Here is a 21,323-nt window from a genome sequence, read left to right as displayed (position 1 = left end):
ATAATTGAGTGGTCACGGCACGCTGCGGGGTAAGATGACCGGCGCCCCTGTCACCCGCCCCGCCCATGCCCGCAGACCCCACCGGCAACGCCCCTGTTCCCGACCCGCGGATGGCGCAGGCGCTGAGCCGTGACCGCCGGCGGGTGGTGCTGAGTTACCTGGTGATGGCGCTGGCCTGGATGATCTCCACCGACAGCGTGGTCCAGGCATTGGTGCCCGATCCGCAGCGGGCGGCGCTGTGGCAGGGCCTGAAGGGTTCGTTCTTCGCCCTGGCCAGCGCAGGCCTGCTGTATCTGCTGCTGCGGCCGCTGGCCGAACACGTGCTGCACACCCATGCCCGCCAGCAGGCCTCGGAGCTGCGCCTGCGCCAGATGTTCGAGGGCAACCCCGGCCCGATCCTGGTCTATGACCTGGACACGCTGGCGATCCTCGATGCCAATCCCGCCGCCTGCAGCGCGTTCGGCTGGGACCGTGACGAACTGCTGGAGCAGACCATCGATGCGCTGTGGCCACCGGGCCAGGACCAGGCGCTGCAGACCAAGCTGGAGGCGATCCGCGAGGCGCCCGAGGCGCTGTGCATCCTGCGCGCGCAGCTGCAGCTGCGCGATGGCTCGCTGCGGCACATGGAACTGCGCTCCAACGCCATCAGCTACGACGGCCACAACGCCCGCCTGCTGATCGCCATCGACCGCACTGCCGAGGACCTGGCCCAGCTGCGTCGCGACCAGGCGCTGGCACGGGTGGAGGAAGCCCACGAACTGGCCCGCATCGGCGCCTGGGAACTGGACCCGTCCACCGGGCTGGGACGCTATTCCAACCAGGTCTATCGCCTGCTCGGCCGGCGCCCGCCCGAGGCCCGGCGCTGGCACCGCTTCGACGAACTGCTGGTCCCGGCCGACCCGGCCACCGCCACCCAGACCGAACAGCTGCTGGCCGAGCTGTGCTGCGGCGAGCCGGTGCAGGTGGACGTGCTGCTGCCGCTGCTGTCGATGGACGGGCGCGCGCTGATGGTGCACCTGCGCGCGGCCAGTGGCATCGATGAAGCCGGTCGCAGCCGCGTGCTGGGCACGCTGCAGGACGTGACCGAGCGCGAGCAGTCGCGGCGCCTGCTGCGCGAGCGCGAGGAGCAGTTCCGCGAGCTGGTGCGGGTGCTGCCCGACGGCGTGGTGATCCTGTCCGACGAACATGTGCTGTACGCCAATGCCTGGGCCGCCGGCCTGTTCGGCTATGGCAGCCATACCCTGCTGGGCGAGCCATTGTCGGCACTGGTTGCTGCCGCAGACCTGCCGCGGGTGCGCAGCCAGCTGCGCGCCGGCCAGCCCCACCTGGGGCCGGGCCACAGCAGCGTGGTGGCGATGCAGCGTGCCGACGGCCGCAGCTTCCACGCCGGCCTGGCGGTGGGCGAAGTGCGCTACGGCGGCCGCGACTGCAAGCTGCTGATCGTGCGCGACCTGAGCGATTCCGAACGCACGCGCAGCGCGCTGGAAACCAGCAACCGCGAACTGCAGGCGATGGCCGGGCGGCTGTTCTCGCTGCAGGAGGACGAGCGGCGCGCGATCTCGCGCGACCTGCACGATGACATCGGCCAGGCCATCACCGCGATCAAGCTGTCCGCGCACGCGGCGCAGGACGAGGATGATCCGCAGCGTCGCGGCGAAGATCTGGCGCAGATCGTCAGCCTGGCCGACACCACTGTGGCCAAGCTGCGCGACATCTCGACCCTGCTGCGTCCACCGCAACTGGATGCACTGGGCCTGGAGGCGGCGCTGAGCTGGCAGGCGCGGGTGCTGTTCCGCTCTTCGCCGGTGGAGCTGCTGGCCGAGATCGAACCGCTGCCGCATCGCCCGGACAACAGCATCGAACAGGCCTGCTTCCGCATTGCCCAGGAAAGCCTGACCAACGCGCTGCGCCATGCGCGCGCCAGCCAGGTCCTGCTGCAGCTGCGCGATGTCGGCCAGCGCGGCCTGCACCTGCAGATCCGCGACGATGGCGAGGGCTTCGATCCGGATGGCCCGCGCGGCCTCGGCCTGATCGTGATGCGCGAGCGCGCGCAGAGCGTCGGCGGCCACGTGCGGATCGAGTCCGCGCATGGCGAAGGCACCCTGGTCGACGTCCATCTTCCCTACCAGGCGGCCTGCATGGCCGCCGTCGATTCACCGGAATACTGAGCCTATGTGGAATTCCAACCTGCCCCCGGTCAGCATCGATGATGCTCCCGACCGCCTTGGCGCCGGCAACCCCGAGCTGCAGGCAATGGTTGCCGAGGCGGCCTCCGGCGGCATCGCGCTGATGCTGATGCACGTGGACATCGACCACTTCGCATCGGTCAACGAGAACATGAGCGCCGAAGTGGGCGACCAGGCGCTGGTGCTGGTGGCCCAGCGCCTGCAGTCCTACCTGCGTGGGCGCGGCAAGCTGTGGCGGCATGGCAGCGACGAGTTCCTGATCGCGGTGCCACGCACCGACGACGTGCCGCTGCCGGAGGATTTCGCCGAGGAGATCCGCCAGCAGATGGAACTGCCGCTGTCGGTGCTGCCGTACACGCTGTTCATGACCGGCAAGCTGGGCGTGAGCCTGTGCCCGGAGCATGCCAGCAGCGCCTCGCGCCTGCTCGACCATGCCGAGGATGCGCTGTACCAGGCCGCCCGCGAAGGCGGCAATGCCGTGCGCATCCATGCGGTGGATACCCCGCCGAGCGCGCACAGCGAGAGCATCATCGCGCGCCAGATCGTCGACGCCATTCCCAATGGCGAATTGAAGCTGCGCTACCAGCCGCTGGTGAGCGCCCGCGACGGCCACGTGGTCGGCATGGAGGCGCTGCTGCGCTGGCAGTCGCCGACCTTGGGCATGCTGGTGCCGGAGCGGTTCATGCGCACCGCCGAGCGCCTGGGCATCATCGTGCAGATCGGCACCTGGGTACTGGAAGGCGCGCTGAAGCAGGCCCGGCTGTGGCGCGACCAGGGCTTTGATGACTTCACCATCGCAGTGAACGTGTCCACGTTGCAGCTGCTGCGGCCCAACTTCTTCGCCGAGGTGATGTCCCTGCTGCAGGCCGCCGGCGTGCCGGCACACATGCTGACGCTGGAGATCAACGAAAGCGCGCTGACCAACAACGTCAATTTCGTCCATGAGACGCTGGCCAACCTGCGCAACGAAGGCATCAGCCTGAGCCTGGACAACTTCGGTACCGGCGACTCCAGCCTGAGCGCGCTGGTGCGCTACCCGGTGGACAAGCTGAAGATCGACCGCAGCTTCATCAAGAGCGCGCCGGCCGGTAACCGCGAGGCGGCCATTGCCCGCGCGATCATCGCGATGGGCCACCAGCTGGGCATGACGGTGATCGCCAACGGCGTGGAATCGCAGGCCCAGCTGGGCTTCCTGCGCCGCAACGACTGCGACGTGTTCCAGGGCTACCTGTTCGGCGAGCCGATGTCGGCCGATGCCGCCGGCATGACCCTGCGCCGCCGCTACCTGCGCCCGGAAGCCTTCGCCGAAACGCGCCCGGACCGGACGCTGCTGCTGCTGGATGACGAGGAAAACGTGCTGCGCTCGCTGGTGCGCCTGTTCCGCCGCGACGGCTACCGCATCCTGGCGGCGGGCAACGTGCGCGATGCCTTCGACCTGCTGGCGATCAACGACGTGCAGGTGATCCTGTCCGACCAGCGCATGAGCGACATGAGCGGCACCGAGTTCCTGGGCCGGGTGAAGATGCTGTACCCGGATACGATCCGCCTGGTGCTGTCGGGCTACACCGATCTGAACACGGTGACCGATGCGATCAACCGCGGCGCGATCTATCGCTTCCTGACCAAGCCGTGGAACGACGACGAGTTGCGCAAGCACATCCACCAGGCGTTCCGCACGTACGAGGAGCAGCGCCGCAGCAATGCCGGGCCGGTGCAGGTGGAAAGCGGAGACGGCGGTGAGGATCGCCCGCCGCGGTGACGATGCGGCCCGGTAGAGCCGGCCGCTGGCCGGCTGCTCTGGGTGTCCGGTTCGATGAGGTGGCCGGCCAGCCGATTGGCCCCGGTAGAGCCGGCCGCTGGCCGGCTGCTTTGGGGTGTCCGGTTCGATGAGGTTGCCGGCCAGCGGCCGGCACTACCGATTGGCCCAGGTAGAGCCGGCCGCTGGCCGGCTGCTCTGGGTGTCCGGTTCAATGAGGTTGCCGGCCAGCGGCCGGCACTACCGATTGGCCCCGGTGGAGCCGGCCGCTGGCCGGCTGCGCTGGGTGCCCGGTTCCAATGGAGTTGCCGGCCAGCGGCCGGCACTACCGATTGGTCCTGGTAGAGCCGGCCGCTGGCCGGCTGCTCTGGGTGTCCGGTTCCAATGGGGTTGCCGGCCAGCGGCCGGCACTACCGATTGGCCCCGGTAGAGCCGGCCGCTGGGCGGGTGCTTTGGGTGGCCGGTTTCAACGAGGTTGCCGGCCAGCGGCCGGCACGACCGATTGGCCTGGGTAGAGCCGGCTGCTCTGGGATGTCCGGTTCAATGAGGTTGCCGGCCAGCGGCCGGCACGACCGGAAGCGGTCAGCGCGGCTGCTTGATCGGCAGCACGACGCGGAAGCGCGAACCCACGCCCGGGGTGCTGTCCAGGTCGATGCGGCCATGGTGCTTGTTGATGATGCTGTAGGAGATCGACAGGCCCAGGCCCGTGCCACTGCCCACCGGCTTGGTGGTGAAGAACGGATCGAAGATGCGCTGGCGCAGTTCCGGCGAGATGCCACCGCCGGTATCTTCGAACTCGACCCACACGTGATCGCCCTCGACGTCGGTGCGCACCGTGATCGTGCCGCGTTCGGCGATGGCATGGCCGGCGTTGAGCAGCAGGTTCATGTAGACCTGGTTCAACTCCGACGGCAGGCACTCCACCAGCGGCAGCTGCCCGAACTCGCGCACCAGGGTGACCTTGTACTTGAGTTCGTTCCAGATGATGTTGATGGTCGACTCGAGGCCGGCGTGCAGGTCGACCAGCTTCCACGACTCGTCGCGGCCAGAGTACGAGAAGTCCTTCAGGTCACGCACGATGCGTGTCACCCGCTCGATGCCCTCACGGGATTCGGCCATCAGCTGCGGCAGATCGCGGCTGATGAAATCGATGTCCAGGCGGTCACGGATATCGTCGATTTCCGGAATCAGCGCCTTCGGGTCCGGCGCGCGCAGGGCGCGCTCGTAGGCTTCGATCACGGTGAACAGGCTGCGCAGGTATTCCTGCAGGCTGCCCAGGTTGGAGTGCACGTAACCGATCGGGTTGTTGATCTCGTGCGCGACGCCGGCGGCCAGCTGGCCGATCGACGCCATCTTCTCCGACTGCAGCAGCTTCTCCTGGGTGCCATTGAGGCGCAGGTAGGCCTGGCGCAGCTCGGCGTGGCGCTGCTGCAGTTCGCGTTCGTAATCTTCCTGGCCCTCGATGTGGCGGAACAGGGCCAGGAAATGCCCTTCGCCGACCGGGCCGTGGTGGTACAGGTGGGCAATGACCACGCCCTCGCCCAGCGGCAGGCTGCCATTCCAGTGGCCATGCTGGCGTGCATGTTCCAGCGCATCGGGGGGCAGCAGTTCGCGCAGGCGCTGCGGCGGCGGCAGGCCACCGTGCTCGCCACTGGCCAGCAGGTTCTGCGCGGCCGGGTTGGCCAGGGCCACCTGCCCGTCTTCAGTGAACAGCAGCAGGCCCTCGCGCAGGCGCTCAAGCAGGGCCTGCAGCACCGGCTGCGGCGGGAGGGGGGCGGTAACCAGGGCGTTGGCAGCGGACACGGCGACTCGGGCGTTCGAACAGGCGCCCAATATACGCGGTCACGCAGCGGGGTTCAGCCCGCAGGGAAGCAGTGTGGAATCGCCGTCGCGTCAGGCGACGGCGAGCGGCCGGCCGATGCTGACCGTGTGCGACTGGCCCTTGGCGTCGTAGGCCGAGGCGTCTTCGGTGCGGCCGAGCTGGCGCAGTGCCCAGTTCACTTCGCGGCGGCGGCGCGCCAGCAGCACGCCGTTGGCGCGGTTGCGCTCGGCCAGCTCCTGCAGCTGTTCGCCCTCGCCCACCGGCGGCGCGCCTTCCAGCGCACGCAGCGCTTCCAGCTTGGCACCGGTGGCACGGATCAGGGCGTGCACGTCGTGCTCGACCAGGGCCTGGCGCTCAACGTCCAGGGCCTGGGCGAGACGCTGCAGCGGCTCGCTCATCGCCGCAGTCATCCGCGCAGCTGCTGGTCCAGATCGAGCATGCGCGATGCGATCGCGTCCGGATTGATCTTGTAGGTGCCGTTCTGCAGCGACTCGCGCACGGCCGCCACGCGCTGGGCGTCGATCGCCGGGGCGGTGGTCAGCTCACGCTCGATCGCCTGCAGGTTGGTGGCCTCGCCGGTCAGGCGCAGGCTGTCGGCCGCCTCGACCGGGCGTGCCGCCGCATCGGTGCTGACGCCGGGCTTGGGGGCCGGGGTCGTCACGCTGCGCAGGGCCTGGGGGACCTGCAGGTTGCCGTCGATTTTCTGGCTCATGGGGTGTCCTGGAGTTGCCGTTCACAAGGGATAACGGCCGCAGGGCCGTGATCTTTAGGGATATTTTGCGGTAAATCAACGCGCCACGATTACGTCACCTGCGGCGTCGACCGTGCCCTGCACGATCCGCCGCGAGGACAGGTTCTCCACCGAGACCCGCTCGTTCTCACCGGCATCACCCATCGCGCGACCGGCAATGCGGACCTCGACCGAGCCGCGACGCGAAACCAAGGCCACATTGTCTCCTCGCTTGATGAGACGCTGGACCACCAGATCGTTGTTCGACAGCAGGGCTCCGGCCTGCAACGGACGGCGGGCAATGCGGCCGATCGCAGCATTCGGATCGGACAGCACCGCACCGGCAATCCGGGCAGCGTCACGCTGGGCAGTAGTGATATCGGCGGCCGTTAGGGTTTCTCCAGCGCCGATTCCGCGGTTGAGCACCAGCACGGTCTGGTTGCGCCGCACCTTCACCGGCACGAACAGCCGCCAGCCGCCGGCATCGGGGCAACTGACCTCCACCGTGGTGTTGGCGGTGGGCTGCACCTGCAACGCACCGCCACATTTCGGCAGCCGCAGCGCATCGGCCACCTGAGCCTCGCCTTCGCTGCCGGCGGGCAGCGTCGACAGCGCCGCAGTGCGGATGCTGGCCACCGGCTGCCAGTCGGTGGCGCCCGCCCACGGCGCGGCCAGGGCGAGCGCGATGGCGAACAGCGATGTGACCCGGCGCATGGCGCCTCCTGTCGATGGGATCTGGCCCAGCAGCGTGCAAGGGGTGTGCCAGAGCGCCGGGGCCCGTTGATCGGATCCGGGATGGGGATGCGACCGGATGGGTAGAGTCGACTGACAGTCGACTTTCGCGCGAAGCGCGGGGTTTCCCGTGATCGGATCGAAGCGCAGTCGACTGACAGTCGACTCTACAAACGCGGTGCGGGCCGCGCGGGCGGCAGAACGCCCTCAAGTTCCGCCACTGCCACGCCGATACAGCAGCCATGTCCCATGACCTGCTCAACCGGATCGACCAGCGGACCCGACTGGCCGGCCACAACCGCCTGGCGCTGCTGCTGTTCCGTCTCGGCGGACGTCAGCTTTTTGGCGTCAATGTCTTCAAGGTGCAGGAAGTCCTGCGGCGCCCGGAGCTGTTCCAGGTGCCCGGGCTGCCCAGCCAGTTCGCTGGCGTGGCCGACGTGCGTGGCCGCTCGGTGCCGGTGCTGGACCTGGGCCTGGCCATCGGCCACCCCGAACGCGAGCCCGATGCGGATACCTCGCCGGGCTACCTGGTGGTCACCGAGTTCAACCGCTCGATCCAGGGCTTCCTGGTCAGCGGCGTCGAGCGCATCGTCAACATCGCGGTGGAGGACATCCACCCGCCGCCGGAACTTGGCGCCGAATCCAGCTACCTGACCGCCGTGACGCGCTTCCAGGGCGAACTGATCCAGGTGATCGACGTGGAAAGCGTGCTGGCCGATATCGCCCAGGTGCGCGGCGAAGCGGTGCTCGACCCGGCGATGGCCATGCCGTCCGACGGGCCGCAGCTGCAGGTACTGGTGGTGGACGACTCGCGCGTGGCCCGCCAGCAGATCCGCAGCGTGCTGGACCAGCTGGGCGTGGGCGCCACGCTGCTCTCCGACGGCAAGCAGGCACTGGACCACCTGCTGCAGGTGCACGCCTCCGGCGAGAACCCGGCCGAGCGCTACGCCATGGTCATCTCCGACATCGAGATGCCGGCCATGGACGGCTATACGCTGACGACGGAAATCCGGCGCCACCCGGGCCTGGCCGGCCTGTACGTGCTGCTGCACACCTCGCTGTCGGGCGTATTCAACAACGCCATGGTCGAGCGCGTCGGCGCCAACGCGTTCGTCGCCAAGTACTCGCCGCACGAGCTGGCCGATTTCGTGCTGGACCGCCTGCGCAAGGTGGCGATGGCGGCCTGACAGCCACTGATCCGGTAGTGCCGGCCGCTGGCCGGCAACCGCAGATCCATCGGGGAGCCGGCCAGCGGCCGGCACTACCCCCTCGAATTTGGCACACCCCTTGCAGCTTCCCGGGCAACGTTCCCGTGGGAGTGCACCGTGCGCAACCTGATTTCCGACTACCTGGGCGTCCACGCCCAGGCCATGCCGTTGCGCGAACAGCGGATGAAGCTGATCGCCAGCAACCTCGGCAATGCCGATACGCCCGGCTACAAGGCCCAGGACCTGGACTTCGATGCCGCCCTGCGCCACGCCCAGGGGCAGGATGCCAACGGCCTGATGGCCACCACCCATGAGCAGCACTACGAGATCAGTAGTGGCCTGAACCCGTTCCAGATCGCGCGCGAAGGCGTGCAGCCCAGCCTGGACGGCAACACCGTCGATCCGGATGCCGAGCGTGCCGCCTATGGCCGCGCCGCTCTTGAGTACCGCGCCTCGCTCAGCTTCGTCGAGAGCAAGGTGCGTTCCATGCTGACCGCGATCACGGGGCAATAAGCCATGAGCAACCTGCCGATCTTCGATATCGCCGGTTCCGCGCTGCAGGCGCAGTCGGTGCGCATGAGCACCATCGCCTCCAACCTCTCCAACGCCCACACCGTCGCCGGTTCCGCCGACGCCGTGTACAAGCCGCTGGAACCGATCTTCCAGGCCGTCACCAGCAAGGACGATCCGAACATCACCTCGGTGAAGGTGAAGGAGATCACCCAGAGCGAGGCCGCGCCGATCAAGCGCTACGAGCCGGGCCACCCGCTGGCCGACGCCGACGGCTACATCTACCAGCCCGACGTCGATCCGGTCGCACAGATGGTCAACCTGATCTCGACCTCGCGCAATTACCAGGCCGGCGTGGAGATGTTGACCACCGCCAAGGAACTGGCCCTGGCCACCTTGACCATGGGCCGTTGAGGCCCGCCGCACCGGATACCGCCATGACCACCGCCGTCAACAACCAGACCAGCCAGGACGTGTACTCCGCGCTGGGCCTGAACGCCCCCAACAGCAACGCCACGAAAAAGAAGAACACGCTCGACCAGGCCGATTTCCTGCGCCTGATGACCGAGCAGCTGCAGCACCAGGATCCGCTGAAGCCGATGGACAACACGCAGATGGTCGCGCAGATGGCGCAGATGTCCACCGTGCAGGGCATCACCGATCTGAACAAGACGGTCAAGGGCTTCCAGGAATCGATGGCCAGTGACCAGGTGCTGCGTGGTGCGGCGCTGGTCGGCCACCAGGTGCTGGTCCCGTCGGAAAAGCTGGTGCTGGAGAAGGAAGGCAGCGTCGAAGGCACGGTGGCGGCACCGTCGGCCGGCATCATCACCGTGGACATCACCGATGCCAACGGCGCCAAGGTCACCTCGCTGAGCGTGGAAGCCACGGCCGCCGGCGAAACCGCCTTCCAGTGGGACGGCAAGGACGCCAACGGCAAGCGCATGGAGCCGGGCAAGTACTCCATCGTCGCCAACCATGTCGATACCGCCGGCAAGAGCACCAAGCTGTCCACCTACGTGCAGGCGCCGGTGGAGAGCGTGACCGTCGGTTCCGACGGCCTGTACCTGAACCTCAAGGGCCTGGGCACGGCCCCGATCGACTACGTGCTCCGCGTCAGCTGAGCCGCACATCCCGCATCAACCAGGAGCATCCCATGGGCTTCAATGTCTCGCTGTCCGGCATCAATGCCGCCAACACCGACCTGAGCGTCACCGCCAACAACGTCGCCAACGTCAACACCACCGGCTTCAAGCAGTCGCGCGCCGAGTTCGCCGATCTGTTCGCCTCCACCAGCTATGGCCTGTCGAAGAACCAGACCGGCTCGGGTGTGCGCGTCTCCAACGTCGCCCAGCAGTTCATCCAGGGCCACAACGAGCAGACCGGGCGCAGCCTGGACATGGCCATCTCCGGTGAGGGCTTCTTCACCATGAACATGAACGGTTCGCGTGTGTACTCGCGTGCCGGCAACTTCCAGACCGATTCGGCCGGCTACGTGGTCAACCCGCAGGGCGCGCGCCTGCAGGTGTTCGCGCCGAATGCCGATGGCACCAACTTCGATGCCGGTCGCCTGGTCGACCTGCAGCTGCTGACCACCGACAGCCCGCCGAAGCAGACCAGCGAAGTGAAGGTTGGCTTCACCCTGCCGGCCAATGCCAAGCAGCCGACCGTGGCGACTTTCGACCCGGCCGATTCCAACAGCTACAACCATTCCAGCGGTGGCATCACCGTGTACGACTCGCTGGGCGTGAGCCACATCCAGGTCTCGTACTTCGTCAAGGGCGCAAACCCCAACGAATGGACCGTGCACAACTACGTCGATGGCCAGCCCGCCGGCACCCCGACTGCGGTCACCTTCGACAACAGCGGCAAGCTGACCGTCCCGGCCAACGGCAAGGTCAGCCTCGGCACCTTCACCCCCACCACCGGCGCCGGCCAGCTGAACATGACGCTGGACATCAGCGGCTCGACCCAGTACGGCGAGAAGTTCGCGCTGCGCAACACCCAGCAGGACGGCTACGCCGCCGGCAAGCTCAACGAAATCACCGTCTCCGAATCCGGCGTGGTCTACGCCCGCTATTCCAACGGCGACGACAAGCCGCTGGGCCAGGTCGCGCTGACCACGTTCAACAACACGCAGGGCCTGGAATCGAAGGGCAACAACCTGTGGGTGGAGACCTTCGAATCGGGCACGCCGCGCACCGGCATGCCGGACACCTCCAACCTCGGCAAGATCCAGGCCGGCTCGCTGGAAGCGTCCACCGTCGACCTCACCGAGCAGCTGGTCAACATGATCACCGCGCAGCGCAACTTCCAGGCCAACGCGCAGATGATCACCACCCAGGACCAGATCACCCAGACCGTCATCAACATCCGTTGATGAGCTGCTGACCCTGTCACGGAACTCCCCGCATGGATAAAGCCCTTTACGTGGCGATGACCGGTGCCCGCGCCTCCCTGCAGGCGCAGGGAACGCTCAGCCACAACCTCGCCAACTCGGACACCCCCGGCTTCAAGGAAGCGCTGGCCAACACCGAAGCTTTCCCGATCCGCGGCCCGGGCTTTGCCTCGCGGGTGGATGCGCTGCACGTCGACGCCGGCTTCAACCGCCGGCCTGGCGCGCAGCACATCACCGGCAAGCCGTTGGACCTCGCGCTGCAGAGCGGCACCTGGCTGGCCGTGCAGGCCAGCGACGGCAGCGAAGCGTACACGCGCGGCGCAGCCTTGTCGGTGACGCCGAACGGCCAGCTGGTGACTTCCGGCGGCCGCACGGTGCTGGATGACAACAACAACCCGATCGCCATTCCGCCCTACCAGGCGATGGAGATCGGCGGCGACGGCACGATCTCGATCATCCCGCAGGGCGAAGGCCCGCAGACGATGGCGCAGATCGGCCGGATCAAGGTGGTGCAGGCCCCGGACGAGCGCCTGGAGCGCGGCCTGGATGGCCTGTTCCGCAACACCGATCCGCGCCAGCCGTTCGCCCCGGCGCAGGGCACGGCCGTGCACAGCGGCCAGCTGGAAGGCAGCAACGTCGATGCCGCCGGTGCGCTGGTGCAGATGATCCAGCTGCAGCGCCAGTACGAAATGCAGGTGCAGGTGATCAAGCACGGCGACGACAACGCGCGCAGTGCCAACAGCCTGCTGCGCCTGGGCAGCTGACGGATTTCCGGCGCCGCCCGGGCGCGGCGCTGGCACACCGCTTGCACACCCGTTACCAGGGGCCGCATCGCGCGGCCGGCTTCACCCAGACAGGACACCGAAGATGAACCAGGCATTGTGGATCGCGAAAACCGGACTGGATGCGCAGCAGATGCGCATGTCGGTGGTTTCCAACAACCTCGCCAACACCAACACCACCGGCTTCAAGCAGGACCGTGCCAGCTTCGAGGACCTGCTGTACCAGCAGGTACGCCAGCCCGGCGGCTCTTCGTCGGCGCAGACCCAGCTGCCGACCGGCCTGCAGCTCGGTACCGGCGTTCGCGTGGTCGCCACCGCCAAGAATTTCGAACAGGGCGGCCAGCAGCAGACCGGCCGCGCGCTGGACGTGATGGTCAACGGCCGCGGCTTCTTCGAAGTGCAGATGCCCGACGGCAGCTCGGCCTATACCCGTGATGGCTCGTTCAAGATCAACCAGGACAGCGAACTGGTCACCAACAGCGGCTACCCGGTGCAGCCGGGCATCCAGATTCCTGAAGGTGCGCAGTCGGTCACCATCGGCAGCGACGGCACCATCAGCGTGAAGATGGCCGACAACGCGGCGTCGGTGGAAGTGGGCGCGCTGACCCTGACCGACTTCGTCAATCCGGCCGGCCTGCAGGCGCGTGGCGAGAACCTGTTCCTGGAAACCACGGCATCGGGCCCGGCGCAGAACGGCAACCCCGGCCTGAACGGCCTCGGCACCGTGGTGCAGGGCGCGCTGGAAGGCAGCAACGTCAACGTGGTCGAAGAGCTGGTGTCGATGATCGAAACCCAGCGCGCCTACGAAATGAACGCCAAGGCGATCTCCACCACCGACTCGATGCTCGGCTACCTCAACAACAAGATCTGACCGGCCCAACCGGGAAACCGCCATGTCGCCCATTTCCAACTTCGCCCGCACTGCCCTCGCCTGCGCCGTGGTCGCCCTGCTCGGTGGCTGCGTGATCGCGGGCGACGTGCGCCCCTACCCGGCGATGGCACCGATCCAGCCGATCATGCCGCCGCAGGCCGCGCCGACTGCCGGCGCGATCTACGCCGCCGGTCCCACCCTGCAGCTGTACTCGGACCGCCGCGCACGTGATGTCGGCGACCTGCTGACCATCACCCTGCTGGAAAACACCACCGCGCAGACCAGTGCCAACACTGCCACCAACAAGGAATCGAACCTGAGCCTGGGCACGCCGTCCATCCTCGGCGCGCCGGTCACCCTGGGCGGCAAGGACATCCTCAGCGCCACCGCAGCAGGCAAGCGCGATTTCACCGGCAAGGGCAACAGCGCGCAGAGCAACCGCCTGCAGGGCAGCGTCACCGTCACGGTGATCCAGCGCCTGCCCAACGGCAACCTGGTGGTGCAGGGGCAGAAGAACCTGCGACTGAACCAGGGTGATGAACTGGTGCAGGTGCAGGGCATCGTGCGCCCGGGCGACATCAGCCAGGACAACACCATTCCTTCCAGCCGCGTGGCCGAGGCCCGCATCGTCTACGGCGGCCGCGGCCCGGTCGCGCAGTCCAACGCGATGGGCTGGCTGAGCCGATTCTTCAATTCCGGCCTGACGCCGTTCTGAGTATGGCCATGAAACTCTTCTCCTCTTCTTCCTGGCAGCGCCGCGTGGCGTCGTTCGTCGCGCTGATGCTGCTGGTCGTGGCTGCCCCGGCCAGCGCCGAACGCATCAAGGACCTGGCCCAGGTCGGCGGCGTGCGTGGCAACGCCCTGGTGGGCTACGGCCTGGTGGTCGGCCTGGATGGCAGCGGCGACCGCACCAGCCAGGCGCCCTTCACCGTGCAGAGCCTGAAGAACCTGCTCGGCGAGCTGGGCGTGAACGTACCGCCGAACGTCAACCCGCAGCTGAAGAATGTGGCGGCGGTGGCGATCCATGCCGAGCTGCCGCCCTTCGCCAAGCCGGGCCAGCCGATCGACATCACCGTGTCCTCGATCGGCAACGCGGTGTCGCTGCGCGGCGGCTCGCTGCTGATGGCCCCGCTGCGCGGCGCCGATGGCCAGATCTATGCGATCGCGCAGGGCAACCTGATCGTCGGCGGCTTCGGTGCGCAGGGCAAGGATGGTTCGCGCGTCTCGGTGAACGTGCCCAGCGTCGGCCGCATTCCCAACGGCGCCACCGTTGAACGCGCCCTGCCCGATCCGCTGGCCAACGGCGGTGACATCACCCTGAACCTGCACAACAACGATTTCACTACTGTCTCGCGCATGGTCGCCGCGCTCAACAACGCGTTCGGCGAAGGCGCCGCGCGGGCGATCGATGGCGTGACGGTCGCGGTCACTGCGCCGACCGATCCGGGCGCGCGCATCGGCCTGCTGGCGCGCATCGAGAACCTGGAACTGACCCCGGGCAGCGCGCCGGCCAAGGTCGTGGTCAATTCGCGCACGGGCACGGTGGTCATCGGCCAGCAGGTACGGGTCGGCCCTGCTGCCATCTCGCATGGTTCGCTGACGGTGACGATCCAGGAAAACACCAACGTCAGCCAGCCCAATGCCCTGTCCGGCGGCCGCACCGTCGCCAGCCCGCAGTCGACCATCACCGCCACCAATGACGGCAGCCGCATGTTCAAGTTCAGCGGCGGCACCACCCTGGACGAGATCGTGCACGCGGTGAACGCCGTGGGTGCGGCGCCGGGTGACCTGATCGCGATCCTGGAAGCCCTGAAGCAGGCCGGCGCACTGAGTGCCGAGCTCGAGGTGATCTGACATGCGCATCAATCCCGCATTCGACCTGCACCCGGCGCAGCAGAACGATCCGGCGAAGATCGACAAGGTCGCACGCCAGCTGGAAGGCCAGTTCGCGCAGATGCTGGTCAAGAGCATGCGCGATGCCAGCTTCGGCGACTCGCTGTTTCCCGGCGAGAACAAGACGTTCCGCGACATGTACGACCAGAAGATCGCCGAGGCGATGACCCGCGGCAAGGGCCTGGGGCTGTCGGGCATGATCAGCCGCCAGCTGTCCGGCCAGGCCGCCGACGGCCCGGCGCTGGATACCCGCGTGGATCCGGCCAAGGCCAGCCGCGCCTACCAGCTCAACGCGCCGGACAAGCCGGCACCGTCGCTGCCGCTGGAAGATGGCAGCCAGGCCGTGCGCATGCTGCAGCAGATGGCGGCCGGCGCACAGCACGGTGCGCAGGCCGCGCTGGCACCGATGGAGCAGGCGCTGGACCTGATCGCCGGCCGCGAAAGCAGCGGCCTGCATCGCTCGCTCGGCACCGAGGATCCGTACATGGGCAGCCTGCAGGGCCAGAATTGGGCCGCCAACAACGATCAATGGTCGGCCACGGCCAGCAACCGCGGCACCGCCGTCAGCCCGGTCGACGCGCTGGCCACCCGGACCGCCGTCGCCCAGCTCGGCGAGCACACGCCGGAGGGTTTCGTCGCCAGCATCTGGCAGCACGCGCAGAGCGCGGCCCGGGAACTGGGCGTGGATGCCCGGGCGCTGGTAGCCCAGGCAGCGCTGGAAACCGGTTGGGGCAAGCGCCACATCCGCCAGTCCGACGGCAGCACCTCGCACAATCTGTTCGGCATCAAGGCCACCGGCTGGAGCGGCCAGCGCGTTGAAGCCGGCACCCACGAGTATGTGGATGGCGTGCGCCGCAACGAAACCGCCAGCTTCCGCGCCTACAGCTCGCCCGCCGAGAGCTTTGCCGACTATGTGCGCCTGCTGAAGACCAGCCCGCGTTACCAGCAGGCCCTGCAGGCCGGCACCGATGTGCAGGGCTTCGCCCGTGGCCTGCAGCGCGCCGGCTATGCCACTGACCCGCGCTATGCAGCCAAGATCGCCGCGATTGCCGGTGGCCCGACCATCGAGCGTGCCGTAGCGGCCGTGACCGACGCCGGTTCGCGCCTTGGCCAGACCTTCGCCAGCACCGCGACCGCGGCGCTGGGTATCACCCGTCGTTGAGGAACCCCATGTCCAGCGTACTTTCCACCGGTACCGGTGCCCTGCTCGCCTTCCAGCGTGCGTTGGCGACCACCAGCCACAACGTGGCCAACCTCAATACGCCCGGCTACAGCCGGCAGAAGGTCAACTTCGCCACCGCCGACCCGCAGAACTACGGCTATGGCACGGTCGGCAACGGCACCCGTATCACCGACATCCGCCGCACCGCCGACCAGCTGGCGATCTCGCGACTGCTCGACAGCAGTGGTGAACTGGCGCGCCTGAAACAGCTTTCGGGCATGGCCGACCGGGTCAACGCGCTGTTCTCCGATGCGGCCACGAATGTCTCTGGCGTCTGGTCGAACTTCTTCGATTCGGTCAGTGGCCTGTCGTCGAACGCGGCCGGCACCGCCGACCGCCAGAACATGCTCGACGGTGGCAAAGCACTGGCCAACCGCTTCGTGCAGCTCAACACGCACCTCAACAACCTCAACAGCGAGGTCAACAACGGCCTGCTGGCCGGTGCCACCGAGGTCAACCGCCTGGCGCAGGAGATCGCCCAGATCAACGGCGCCATCGGCACCAATGTCGCCACCGCGGCGCCCGACCTGCTCGACCGCCGCGACCAGCTGATCACCCAGCTGATCGGCTACACCGGTGGCACGGCGGTGATCCAGGACGGCGGCATCATGAATGTCTACACCGCCGGCGGCAACGCACTGGTGGTGGGTACCACGGCGACCAAGGTCACCACCGTGGCCGACCCGTACCAGCCCGAGCGCTTGCAGTTGGCGCTGGAGACCCAGGGCAACACCATCCGCCTCGACCCGAAGGCAGTCGGCGGCCAGATCGGCGGCCTGCTGGAGTTCCGCGACACCGTGCTGACCCCGGCCCAGGCCGAACTGGGCAAGCTGGCGGTGGGCCTGGCCGAGAGCTTCAACCAGGTGCACCACCAGGGCGTGGACCTGTATGGCCAGATGGGTGGGGACTTCTTCAACATCGGCAACCCGCGCGTCACCGCCAACAACAGCAACAGCGGCACCGGCACCCTGACCGCAACCTATGGCGACCTGGGCAAGCTGGACGCGCAGAACGTGGTGCTGCAGTTCGATGGCACCACCTGGAAGGCCAGCCGTGCCGACACCGGTGCCAGCATCCCGCTGACCGGCACCGGCACCGCCGGCGATCCGCTGGTGATCAACGGCGTGCAGCTGGTGGTCGGCGGCACGCCGGCGGCCAACGACCGCTTCCTGCTGCAGCCGACCGCGGGGGTGGCCGGCAGCCTGGAAATGGCGATCACCGATCCGTCGCGCATCGCCGCCGCCGCCGCCGTCAAGGGTGCAGCGGCCACCGCCAACACCGGCACCGGCAAGCTGAGCGGTGTAACCGTCACCGATTCGACCCACGCGAACCTGCGCAATCCGGCAGCGATCGTGTTCACCTCGGCCACCACCTACACCATCGACGGTGGCCCGCCGCAGACCTATACGCCAGGCCAGACCATCAGTGCCAACGGCTGGAGCTTCGTGCTGGACGGTGCGCCGAAGGTGGGCGACACGTTCAACATCACCCCCACCCCGGCCGGCTCGTCGGACAACAGCAACGCGTCGAAGCTGGCCAAGGTGGAAAGCGCAAAGGCCTTCAACGCCGGAACGGTGACACTCAATGGTGCGCTGGGGGGCCTGACCACCCAGGTCGGCGCCGCCGCCCGCTCGGCCGAGTACTCGCTCGACGCGCAGCTGGTGATCAATGACAAAGCGCAGGAAGCCCGCGACGAAGTCTCCGGCGTGAACCTGGACGAGGAAGCGGCGGACATGCTGCGCCTGCAGCAGGCCTACCAGGCCGCCTCGCAGCTGATCTCGACCGCCGACAGCATGTTCCAGACCATCCTGGGAGCCGTCCGCCGATGAGCAGCCGTATTTCCACCAGCATGATGTTCAACCAGTCGGTGTCGCTGATGATGGCCAAGCAGGCCAAGCTCAGCCACCTGGAGCAGCAGATCGCCACCGGCAGCAAGATCGTCAGCGCCAAGGACGATCCGGTGGCTGCCGGCACTGCGGTCGGCCTTGACCGCAGCCTGGCCGCACTGGACCGCATGAAGCTCAATGCCGGCAACGTGCAGAACCGCCTGGGCGTGCAGGAAAACACCCTGGCGCAGGTCAACGAGCTGATGGCGCGCGTCAACGATCTGACCATCCAGGCCAGCAACCCGGCGCTGAGCGCGGCGGACAAGAAGACGCTGATCACCGAGGTCAACCAGATCCGCGATGGCCTGCTGTCACTGGCCAACGCTGATGATGGCACCGGCCGCTACGTGTTTGGTGGCACCAACGACGGTGACCCGCCCTTTGCCAAGATCAACGGCAAGGTGGTCTACCGTGGCGACCAGACCCAGCGGCAGGTCGAAGTCGGTCCGGACACCTACGTGAAGGACGCGCTGCCCGGCAGCGAGATCTTCATGCGCATTCCCACCGGCGATGGCTTCGTCGACGGCAGCGCCGCGGCCGGCAACACCGGCAACGGCGTGCTGACCAACATCACCCGCGACGGCAGCGACAGCTGGAACGGCCAGGGCTTCAGCGTGCGCTTCACCACCGGCACCCAGTACGAGGTGGTGGACGGTGCGGGCAACGTGACCGGCACCGGCACCTACAAGGCCGGCGACGACCTGGAAGTGAACGGTGTGCGCCTGCGCATCACCGGCGCGCCGGCAGCCGGCGACAGCTTCAACGTGCAGGCGGCCAGCAGCCGCGACATCTTCTCCACCATGGACAACCTGGTGGCCGCGCTGGGCGCCGACACTGGCACCCCTGCACAGATGGCCGCGCAGCAGAACCAGTTGCAGAGCGCACTGCGCGACGTGGCGCGTGCGTCCGAGCGGATGATCGATTCGCGCGCTGCGGGCGGCGCGCAGCTGAAGGCGCTGGACAATGCCGCCGACATGCGCGAGGCCAATGGCGTGACCCTGAAAACCACGCTGTCGCAGATGCGCGACCTGGATTACGCCGATGCGCTGAGCCAGTACCAGCTGCAGAGCACCGCGTTGCAGGCGGCGCAGACGATCTTCTCGCAGATGCAGTCGATGTCGCTGTTCAACAAGCTGCGCTGACGCCTCTCCTGCGTCACCCCGAAAGGCCGCGATGCCCTGCATCGCGGCCTTTTTCGTTTGCGCGCCTGCCCGCCGCTGCGCGGCCACCTGGCCGTCGCCGGCCGATTTCCGTGATTCTCCATCAAGCCCGGCCCGAACCCGCCGATACCTTCATCAGCGCTGGTCAGGCCCTGCCCGACCGCCCCTCCCGGGGCCGCTTCCACCCTGGCATCAGGGCTGAAAACCCCGGGAAAACAGCTTCAGGCAACGAATTCTGGCTTCGACGGAATTCACGGCTAAAGGTTGTTGACAAAGCGCCGTTATTCATTTGGCAACGGCGAAGCACACAGCCACACAAAAAAACAGGCGGCGCTTCGTTCCATTCACCAACGGGTTCCATATAAGAGGAGACGACCCCATGGCACAGGTAATCAACACCAATACGATGTCGCTCAACGCTCAGCGCAACCTGAGCACCAGCGGCAGCTCGCTCGCTACCACCATCCAGCGCCTCTCGTCCGGCCTGCGCATCAACAGCGCGAAGGACGACGCGGCCGGCCTGGCCATCAGCGAGCGCTTCACCACCCAGATCCGTGGCCTGGACGTGGCCATCCGCAACGCCAACGACGGCATCTCGCTGGCCCAGGTCGCCGAAGGTTCGCTGAACGAAGTGGGCAACAACCTGCAGCGCATCCGCGAACTGGGCGTGCAGGCCTCCAACGCCACCAACTCGGCCAGCGACCGCAAGGCACTGCAGGCCGAAGTGACCCAGCTGGTCTCGGAAATCGACCGCGTCGCCAAGCAGGCCGACTTCAACGGCACCAAGCTGCTCGATGGCAGCTTCACCAGCCAGCTGTTCCAGGTGGGCGCCAACGCCGGCCAGGCCATCGCGATCAACAGCGTGGTCAATGCCAAGGCCGATTCGCTGGGCGCGGCAACCTTCGCCAACGGCTACACCGGCACCGCACTGGCGGTGGACAAGGCGACGGCCGACACCACCTACTCCGGCCTGCAGGTCTCGGTGACCCCGCCGGGCGGCACCGCCACCACGGTCACCATCAGCGACTTCACCGTGAAGGCCGGCGAGTCGATCACCTCGGCCACCGCCGCGGCGATCAACAACAAGCTGGGTGAAACCGGTGTGGTGGCCTCGGTCAATGCCGGCGTCATCAGCCTGGCCTCGGTCAAGGACGGCCAGACCTTCGCCCTGGGCGTCAGCGCGGCCACCCCGCCGGCCGGCGCCACCGCTGCGACCATCGCCGGCCTGGGCCTGACCGAAACCAGCACCAACGGCGGCACCCTGACCGGTGCAGCGGTCAGCTTCGTCAAGGACCTGAACGTCACCACCGCCGAAGGCGCACAGAAGGCGATGTCGATCGTCGACAAGGCCCTGGAATCGGTCAACAGCGTCCGCGCCGACCTCGGCGCAATCCAGAACCGCTTCACCTCGGTGGTGGCCAACCTGCAGACCTCCTCGGAGAACCTGTCCGCATCGCGCAGCCGCATCCGCGATACCGACTTCGCCAAGGAGACCGCCGAGCTGACCCGCACCCAGATCCTGCAGCAGGCCGGTACGGCCATGCTGGCCCAGGCCAACCAGGTACCGCAGAACGTGCTCAGCCTGTTGCAGCGCTGACATGAGCCGCCCCCGGGGCACGTCGGGGGCGTCTAACCCAACTCACGTGCAACCGCTCAAGGACCTCTCCTCATGGCACAAGTCATCAACACCAATACGATGTCGTTGAATGCTCAGCGTAACCTGAGCACCAGCGGCAGCTCGCTGGCTACCACCATCCAGCGCCTGTCCTCCGGTTCGCGCATCAACAGCGCCAAGGACGACGCCGCCGGTCTGGCGATCTCCGAGCGCTTCGGCACGCAGATCCGCGGTACCGACGTCGCCATCCGCAATGCCAACGACGGCATCTCGCTGGCCCAGGTCGCCGAAGGTTCGCTGACCGAAATCGGCAACAACCTGCAGCGCGTCCGCGAGCTGTCGGTGCAGGCTTCCAACGCCACCAATTCGGCCAGCGACCGCAAGGCGCTGCAGGCCGAAGTGACCCAGCTGGTCAGCGAAATCGACCGCGTTGCCAAGCAGTCGGACTTCAACGGCACCAAGCTGCTGGACGGCTCGTTCTCCAGCCAGCTGTTCCAGGTCGGCGCCAACGCCGGCCAGGCCATCGCCATCGACAAGACCATCGATGCCAAGGCC

20 protein-coding genes are annotated in these 21,323 nt (G+C 67.5%); 16 read left to right on the top strand and 4 right to left on the bottom strand.

Going from position 1 to position 21,323, the window contains the following annotated elements:
- The first annotated feature begins 65 nt into the window (after nt 1-65).
- Both BLS66_RS03520 and BLS66_RS03515 read left to right on the top strand, forming a co-directional pair.
- Nucleotides 66-2,168, top strand: a complete 2,103-nt coding sequence (locus BLS66_RS03520; RefSeq protein ID WP_053463205.1) for a sensor histidine kinase — start codon at nt 66-68, stop codon at nt 2,166-2,168.
- 4 nt (nt 2,169-2,172) lie between these two features.
- Complete coding sequence (locus BLS66_RS03515; RefSeq protein ID WP_049467766.1) at nt 2,173-3,945, top strand: EAL domain-containing protein; 1,773 nt, start codon at nt 2,173-2,175, stop codon at nt 3,943-3,945.
- A 579-nt stretch (nt 3,946-4,524) separates the two neighbouring features.
- Here BLS66_RS03515 and BLS66_RS03510 read toward each other — a convergent pair.
- From BLS66_RS03510 to flgA, 4 genes are all read right to left on the bottom strand, one after another.
- Nucleotides 4,525-5,745 carry an ATP-binding protein gene (locus tag BLS66_RS03510; RefSeq protein ID WP_074725092.1) on the bottom strand — a complete coding sequence of 407 codons (1,221 nt, stop codon included), beginning with the start codon at nt 5,743-5,745 and terminating at the stop codon, nt 4,525-4,527.
- A 90-nt stretch (nt 5,746-5,835) separates the two neighbouring features.
- Entirely contained in the window at nt 5,836-6,174 is a 339-nt protein-coding gene (locus BLS66_RS03505) for a flagella protein (protein ID WP_049467768.1), read from the bottom strand.
- Entirely contained in the window at nt 6,171-6,476 is a 306-nt protein-coding gene (flgM, locus tag BLS66_RS03500) for a flagellar biosynthesis anti-sigma factor FlgM (RefSeq protein WP_074725091.1), read from the bottom strand. The genes BLS66_RS03505 and flgM overlap by 4 nt, the downstream gene beginning before the upstream one ends.
- Before the next feature lie 75 nt (nt 6,477-6,551).
- A complete protein-coding gene (gene flgA, locus BLS66_RS03495) occupies nt 6,552-7,208 on the bottom strand; it encodes a flagellar basal body P-ring formation chaperone FlgA (protein ID WP_057494230.1) in 657 nt (218 codons plus the stop codon).
- Between the two features lie 260 nt (nt 7,209-7,468).
- On the opposite strand from flgA, the gene BLS66_RS03490 reads away from it, so the two are divergent.
- The 14 genes from BLS66_RS03490 to BLS66_RS03425 form a co-directional block, all read left to right on the top strand.
- The gene (locus BLS66_RS03490; protein WP_049467776.1) at nt 7,469-8,413 is read left to right on the top strand and encodes a chemotaxis protein; all 945 of its coding nucleotides are present in this window, start codon (nt 7,469-7,471) and stop codon (nt 8,411-8,413) included.
- Between the two features lie 138 nt (nt 8,414-8,551).
- A complete protein-coding gene (gene flgB / locus BLS66_RS03485; protein WP_049467779.1) occupies nt 8,552-8,947 on the top strand; it encodes a flagellar basal body rod protein FlgB in 396 nt (131 codons plus the stop codon).
- A 3-nt stretch (nt 8,948-8,950) separates the two neighbouring features.
- The gene (gene flgC / locus BLS66_RS03480; protein WP_074725090.1) at nt 8,951-9,358 is read left to right on the top strand and encodes a flagellar basal body rod protein FlgC; all 408 of its coding nucleotides are present in this window, start codon (nt 8,951-8,953) and stop codon (nt 9,356-9,358) included.
- 23 nt (nt 9,359-9,381) lie between these two features.
- Nucleotides 9,382-10,065 (top strand): flagellar hook assembly protein FlgD, encoded by a 684-nt coding sequence (locus tag BLS66_RS03475; protein ID WP_049467786.1) that lies wholly within the window; start codon nt 9,382-9,384, stop codon nt 10,063-10,065.
- A gap of 32 nt (nt 10,066-10,097) precedes the next feature.
- Nucleotides 10,098-11,321 carry a flagellar hook protein FlgE gene (gene flgE, locus BLS66_RS03470; RefSeq protein WP_049467789.1) on the top strand — a complete coding sequence of 408 codons (1,224 nt, stop codon included), beginning with the start codon at nt 10,098-10,100 and terminating at the stop codon, nt 11,319-11,321.
- Nucleotides 11,322-11,353: 32 nt separating this feature from the next.
- Nucleotides 11,354-12,103: a flagellar basal body rod protein FlgF gene (locus tag BLS66_RS03465; protein WP_049467791.1), complete on the top strand. Its 750-nt coding sequence runs from the start codon at nt 11,354-11,356 to the stop codon at nt 12,101-12,103.
- Between the two features lie 103 nt (nt 12,104-12,206).
- Entirely contained in the window at nt 12,207-12,992 is a 786-nt protein-coding gene (flgG, locus tag BLS66_RS03460; protein WP_005416457.1) for a flagellar basal-body rod protein FlgG, read from the top strand.
- Nucleotides 12,993-13,014: 22 nt separating this feature from the next.
- Entirely contained in the window at nt 13,015-13,707 is a 693-nt protein-coding gene (gene flgH, locus BLS66_RS03455) for a flagellar basal body L-ring protein FlgH (protein ID WP_049467794.1), read from the top strand.
- 2 nt (nt 13,708-13,709) lie between these two features.
- Nucleotides 13,710-14,846 carry a flagellar basal body P-ring protein FlgI gene (locus tag BLS66_RS03450; RefSeq protein ID WP_053463209.1) on the top strand — a complete coding sequence of 379 codons (1,137 nt, stop codon included), beginning with the start codon at nt 13,710-13,712 and terminating at the stop codon, nt 14,844-14,846.
- 1 nt (nt 14,847) lies between these two features.
- On the top strand, nt 14,848-16,047 hold the full coding sequence (flgJ, locus tag BLS66_RS03445) for a flagellar assembly peptidoglycan hydrolase FlgJ (protein ID WP_074725089.1): 1,200 nt from the start codon (nt 14,848-14,850) through the stop codon (nt 16,045-16,047).
- Between the two features lie 8 nt (nt 16,048-16,055).
- On the top strand, nt 16,056-17,936 hold the full coding sequence (flgK, locus tag BLS66_RS03440) for a flagellar hook-associated protein FlgK (RefSeq protein WP_064238486.1): 1,881 nt from the start codon (nt 16,056-16,058) through the stop codon (nt 17,934-17,936).
- The gene (gene flgL / locus BLS66_RS03435; RefSeq protein WP_053463212.1) at nt 17,933-19,135 is read left to right on the top strand and encodes a flagellar hook-associated protein FlgL; all 1,203 of its coding nucleotides are present in this window, start codon (nt 17,933-17,935) and stop codon (nt 19,133-19,135) included. Before flgK ends, flgL begins: the two co-directional genes overlap by 4 nt.
- Before the next feature lie 397 nt (nt 19,136-19,532).
- Nucleotides 19,533-20,750 (top strand): flagellin, encoded by a 1,218-nt coding sequence (locus BLS66_RS03430; protein ID WP_053463213.1) that lies wholly within the window; start codon nt 19,533-19,535, stop codon nt 20,748-20,750.
- Nucleotides 20,751-20,822: 72 nt separating this feature from the next.
- Nucleotides 20,823-21,323, top strand: a 501-nt coding sequence (locus tag BLS66_RS03425) for a flagellin N-terminal helical domain-containing protein (RefSeq protein WP_462442516.1), incomplete at its 3' end; no start/stop codon positions are given.

Origin of the sequence: Stenotrophomonas pavanii (assembly GCF_900101175.1) — a bacterium.
GTDB lineage: Bacteria > Pseudomonadota > Gammaproteobacteria > Xanthomonadales > Xanthomonadaceae > Stenotrophomonas > Stenotrophomonas pavanii.
Note: the sequence above shows the minus strand (reverse complement) of the source record. Positions and strands in the feature narration are given on the sequence as shown.

Bases quoted from the DNA above. Each gene is read 5' to 3' on its own strand.
- BLS66_RS03520 (WP_053463205.1), top strand. From the start codon at position 66: ATGCCCGCAGACCCCACCGGCAACGCCCCTGTTCCCGACCCGCGGATG.
- flgK (WP_064238486.1), top strand. From the start codon at position 16,056: ATGTCCAGCGTACTTTCCACCGGTACCGGTGCCCTGCTCGCCTTCCAG.
- flgE (WP_049467789.1), top strand. From the start codon at position 10,098: ATGGGCTTCAATGTCTCGCTGTCCGGCATCAATGCCGCCAACACCGAC.
- BLS66_RS03450 (WP_053463209.1), top strand. From the start codon at position 13,710: ATGGCCATGAAACTCTTCTCCTCTTCTTCCTGGCAGCGCCGCGTGGCG.
- BLS66_RS03430 (WP_053463213.1), top strand. From the start codon at position 19,533: ATGGCACAGGTAATCAACACCAATACGATGTCGCTCAACGCTCAGCGC.
- BLS66_RS03465 (WP_049467791.1), top strand. From the start codon at position 11,354: ATGGATAAAGCCCTTTACGTGGCGATGACCGGTGCCCGCGCCTCCCTG.
- BLS66_RS03515 (WP_049467766.1), top strand. From the start codon at position 2,173: ATGTGGAATTCCAACCTGCCCCCGGTCAGCATCGATGATGCTCCCGAC.
- flgL (WP_053463212.1), top strand. From the start codon at position 17,933: ATGAGCAGCCGTATTTCCACCAGCATGATGTTCAACCAGTCGGTGTCG.
- flgM (WP_074725091.1), bottom strand. From the start codon at position 6,476: ATGAGCCAGAAAATCGACGGCAACCTGCAGGTCCCCCAGGCCCTGCGC.
- flgC (WP_074725090.1), top strand. From the start codon at position 8,951: ATGAGCAACCTGCCGATCTTCGATATCGCCGGTTCCGCGCTGCAGGCG.
- BLS66_RS03490 (WP_049467776.1), top strand. From the start codon at position 7,469: ATGTCCCATGACCTGCTCAACCGGATCGACCAGCGGACCCGACTGGCC.
- BLS66_RS03505 (WP_049467768.1), bottom strand. From the start codon at position 6,174: ATGACTGCGGCGATGAGCGAGCCGCTGCAGCGTCTCGCCCAGGCCCTG.
- flgJ (WP_074725089.1), top strand. From the start codon at position 14,848: ATGCGCATCAATCCCGCATTCGACCTGCACCCGGCGCAGCAGAACGAT.
- flgG (WP_005416457.1), top strand. From the start codon at position 12,207: ATGAACCAGGCATTGTGGATCGCGAAAACCGGACTGGATGCGCAGCAG.
- BLS66_RS03475 (WP_049467786.1), top strand. From the start codon at position 9,382: ATGACCACCGCCGTCAACAACCAGACCAGCCAGGACGTGTACTCCGCG.
- flgA (WP_057494230.1), bottom strand. From the start codon at position 7,208: ATGCGCCGGGTCACATCGCTGTTCGCCATCGCGCTCGCCCTGGCCGCG.
- flgH (WP_049467794.1), top strand. From the start codon at position 13,015: ATGTCGCCCATTTCCAACTTCGCCCGCACTGCCCTCGCCTGCGCCGTG.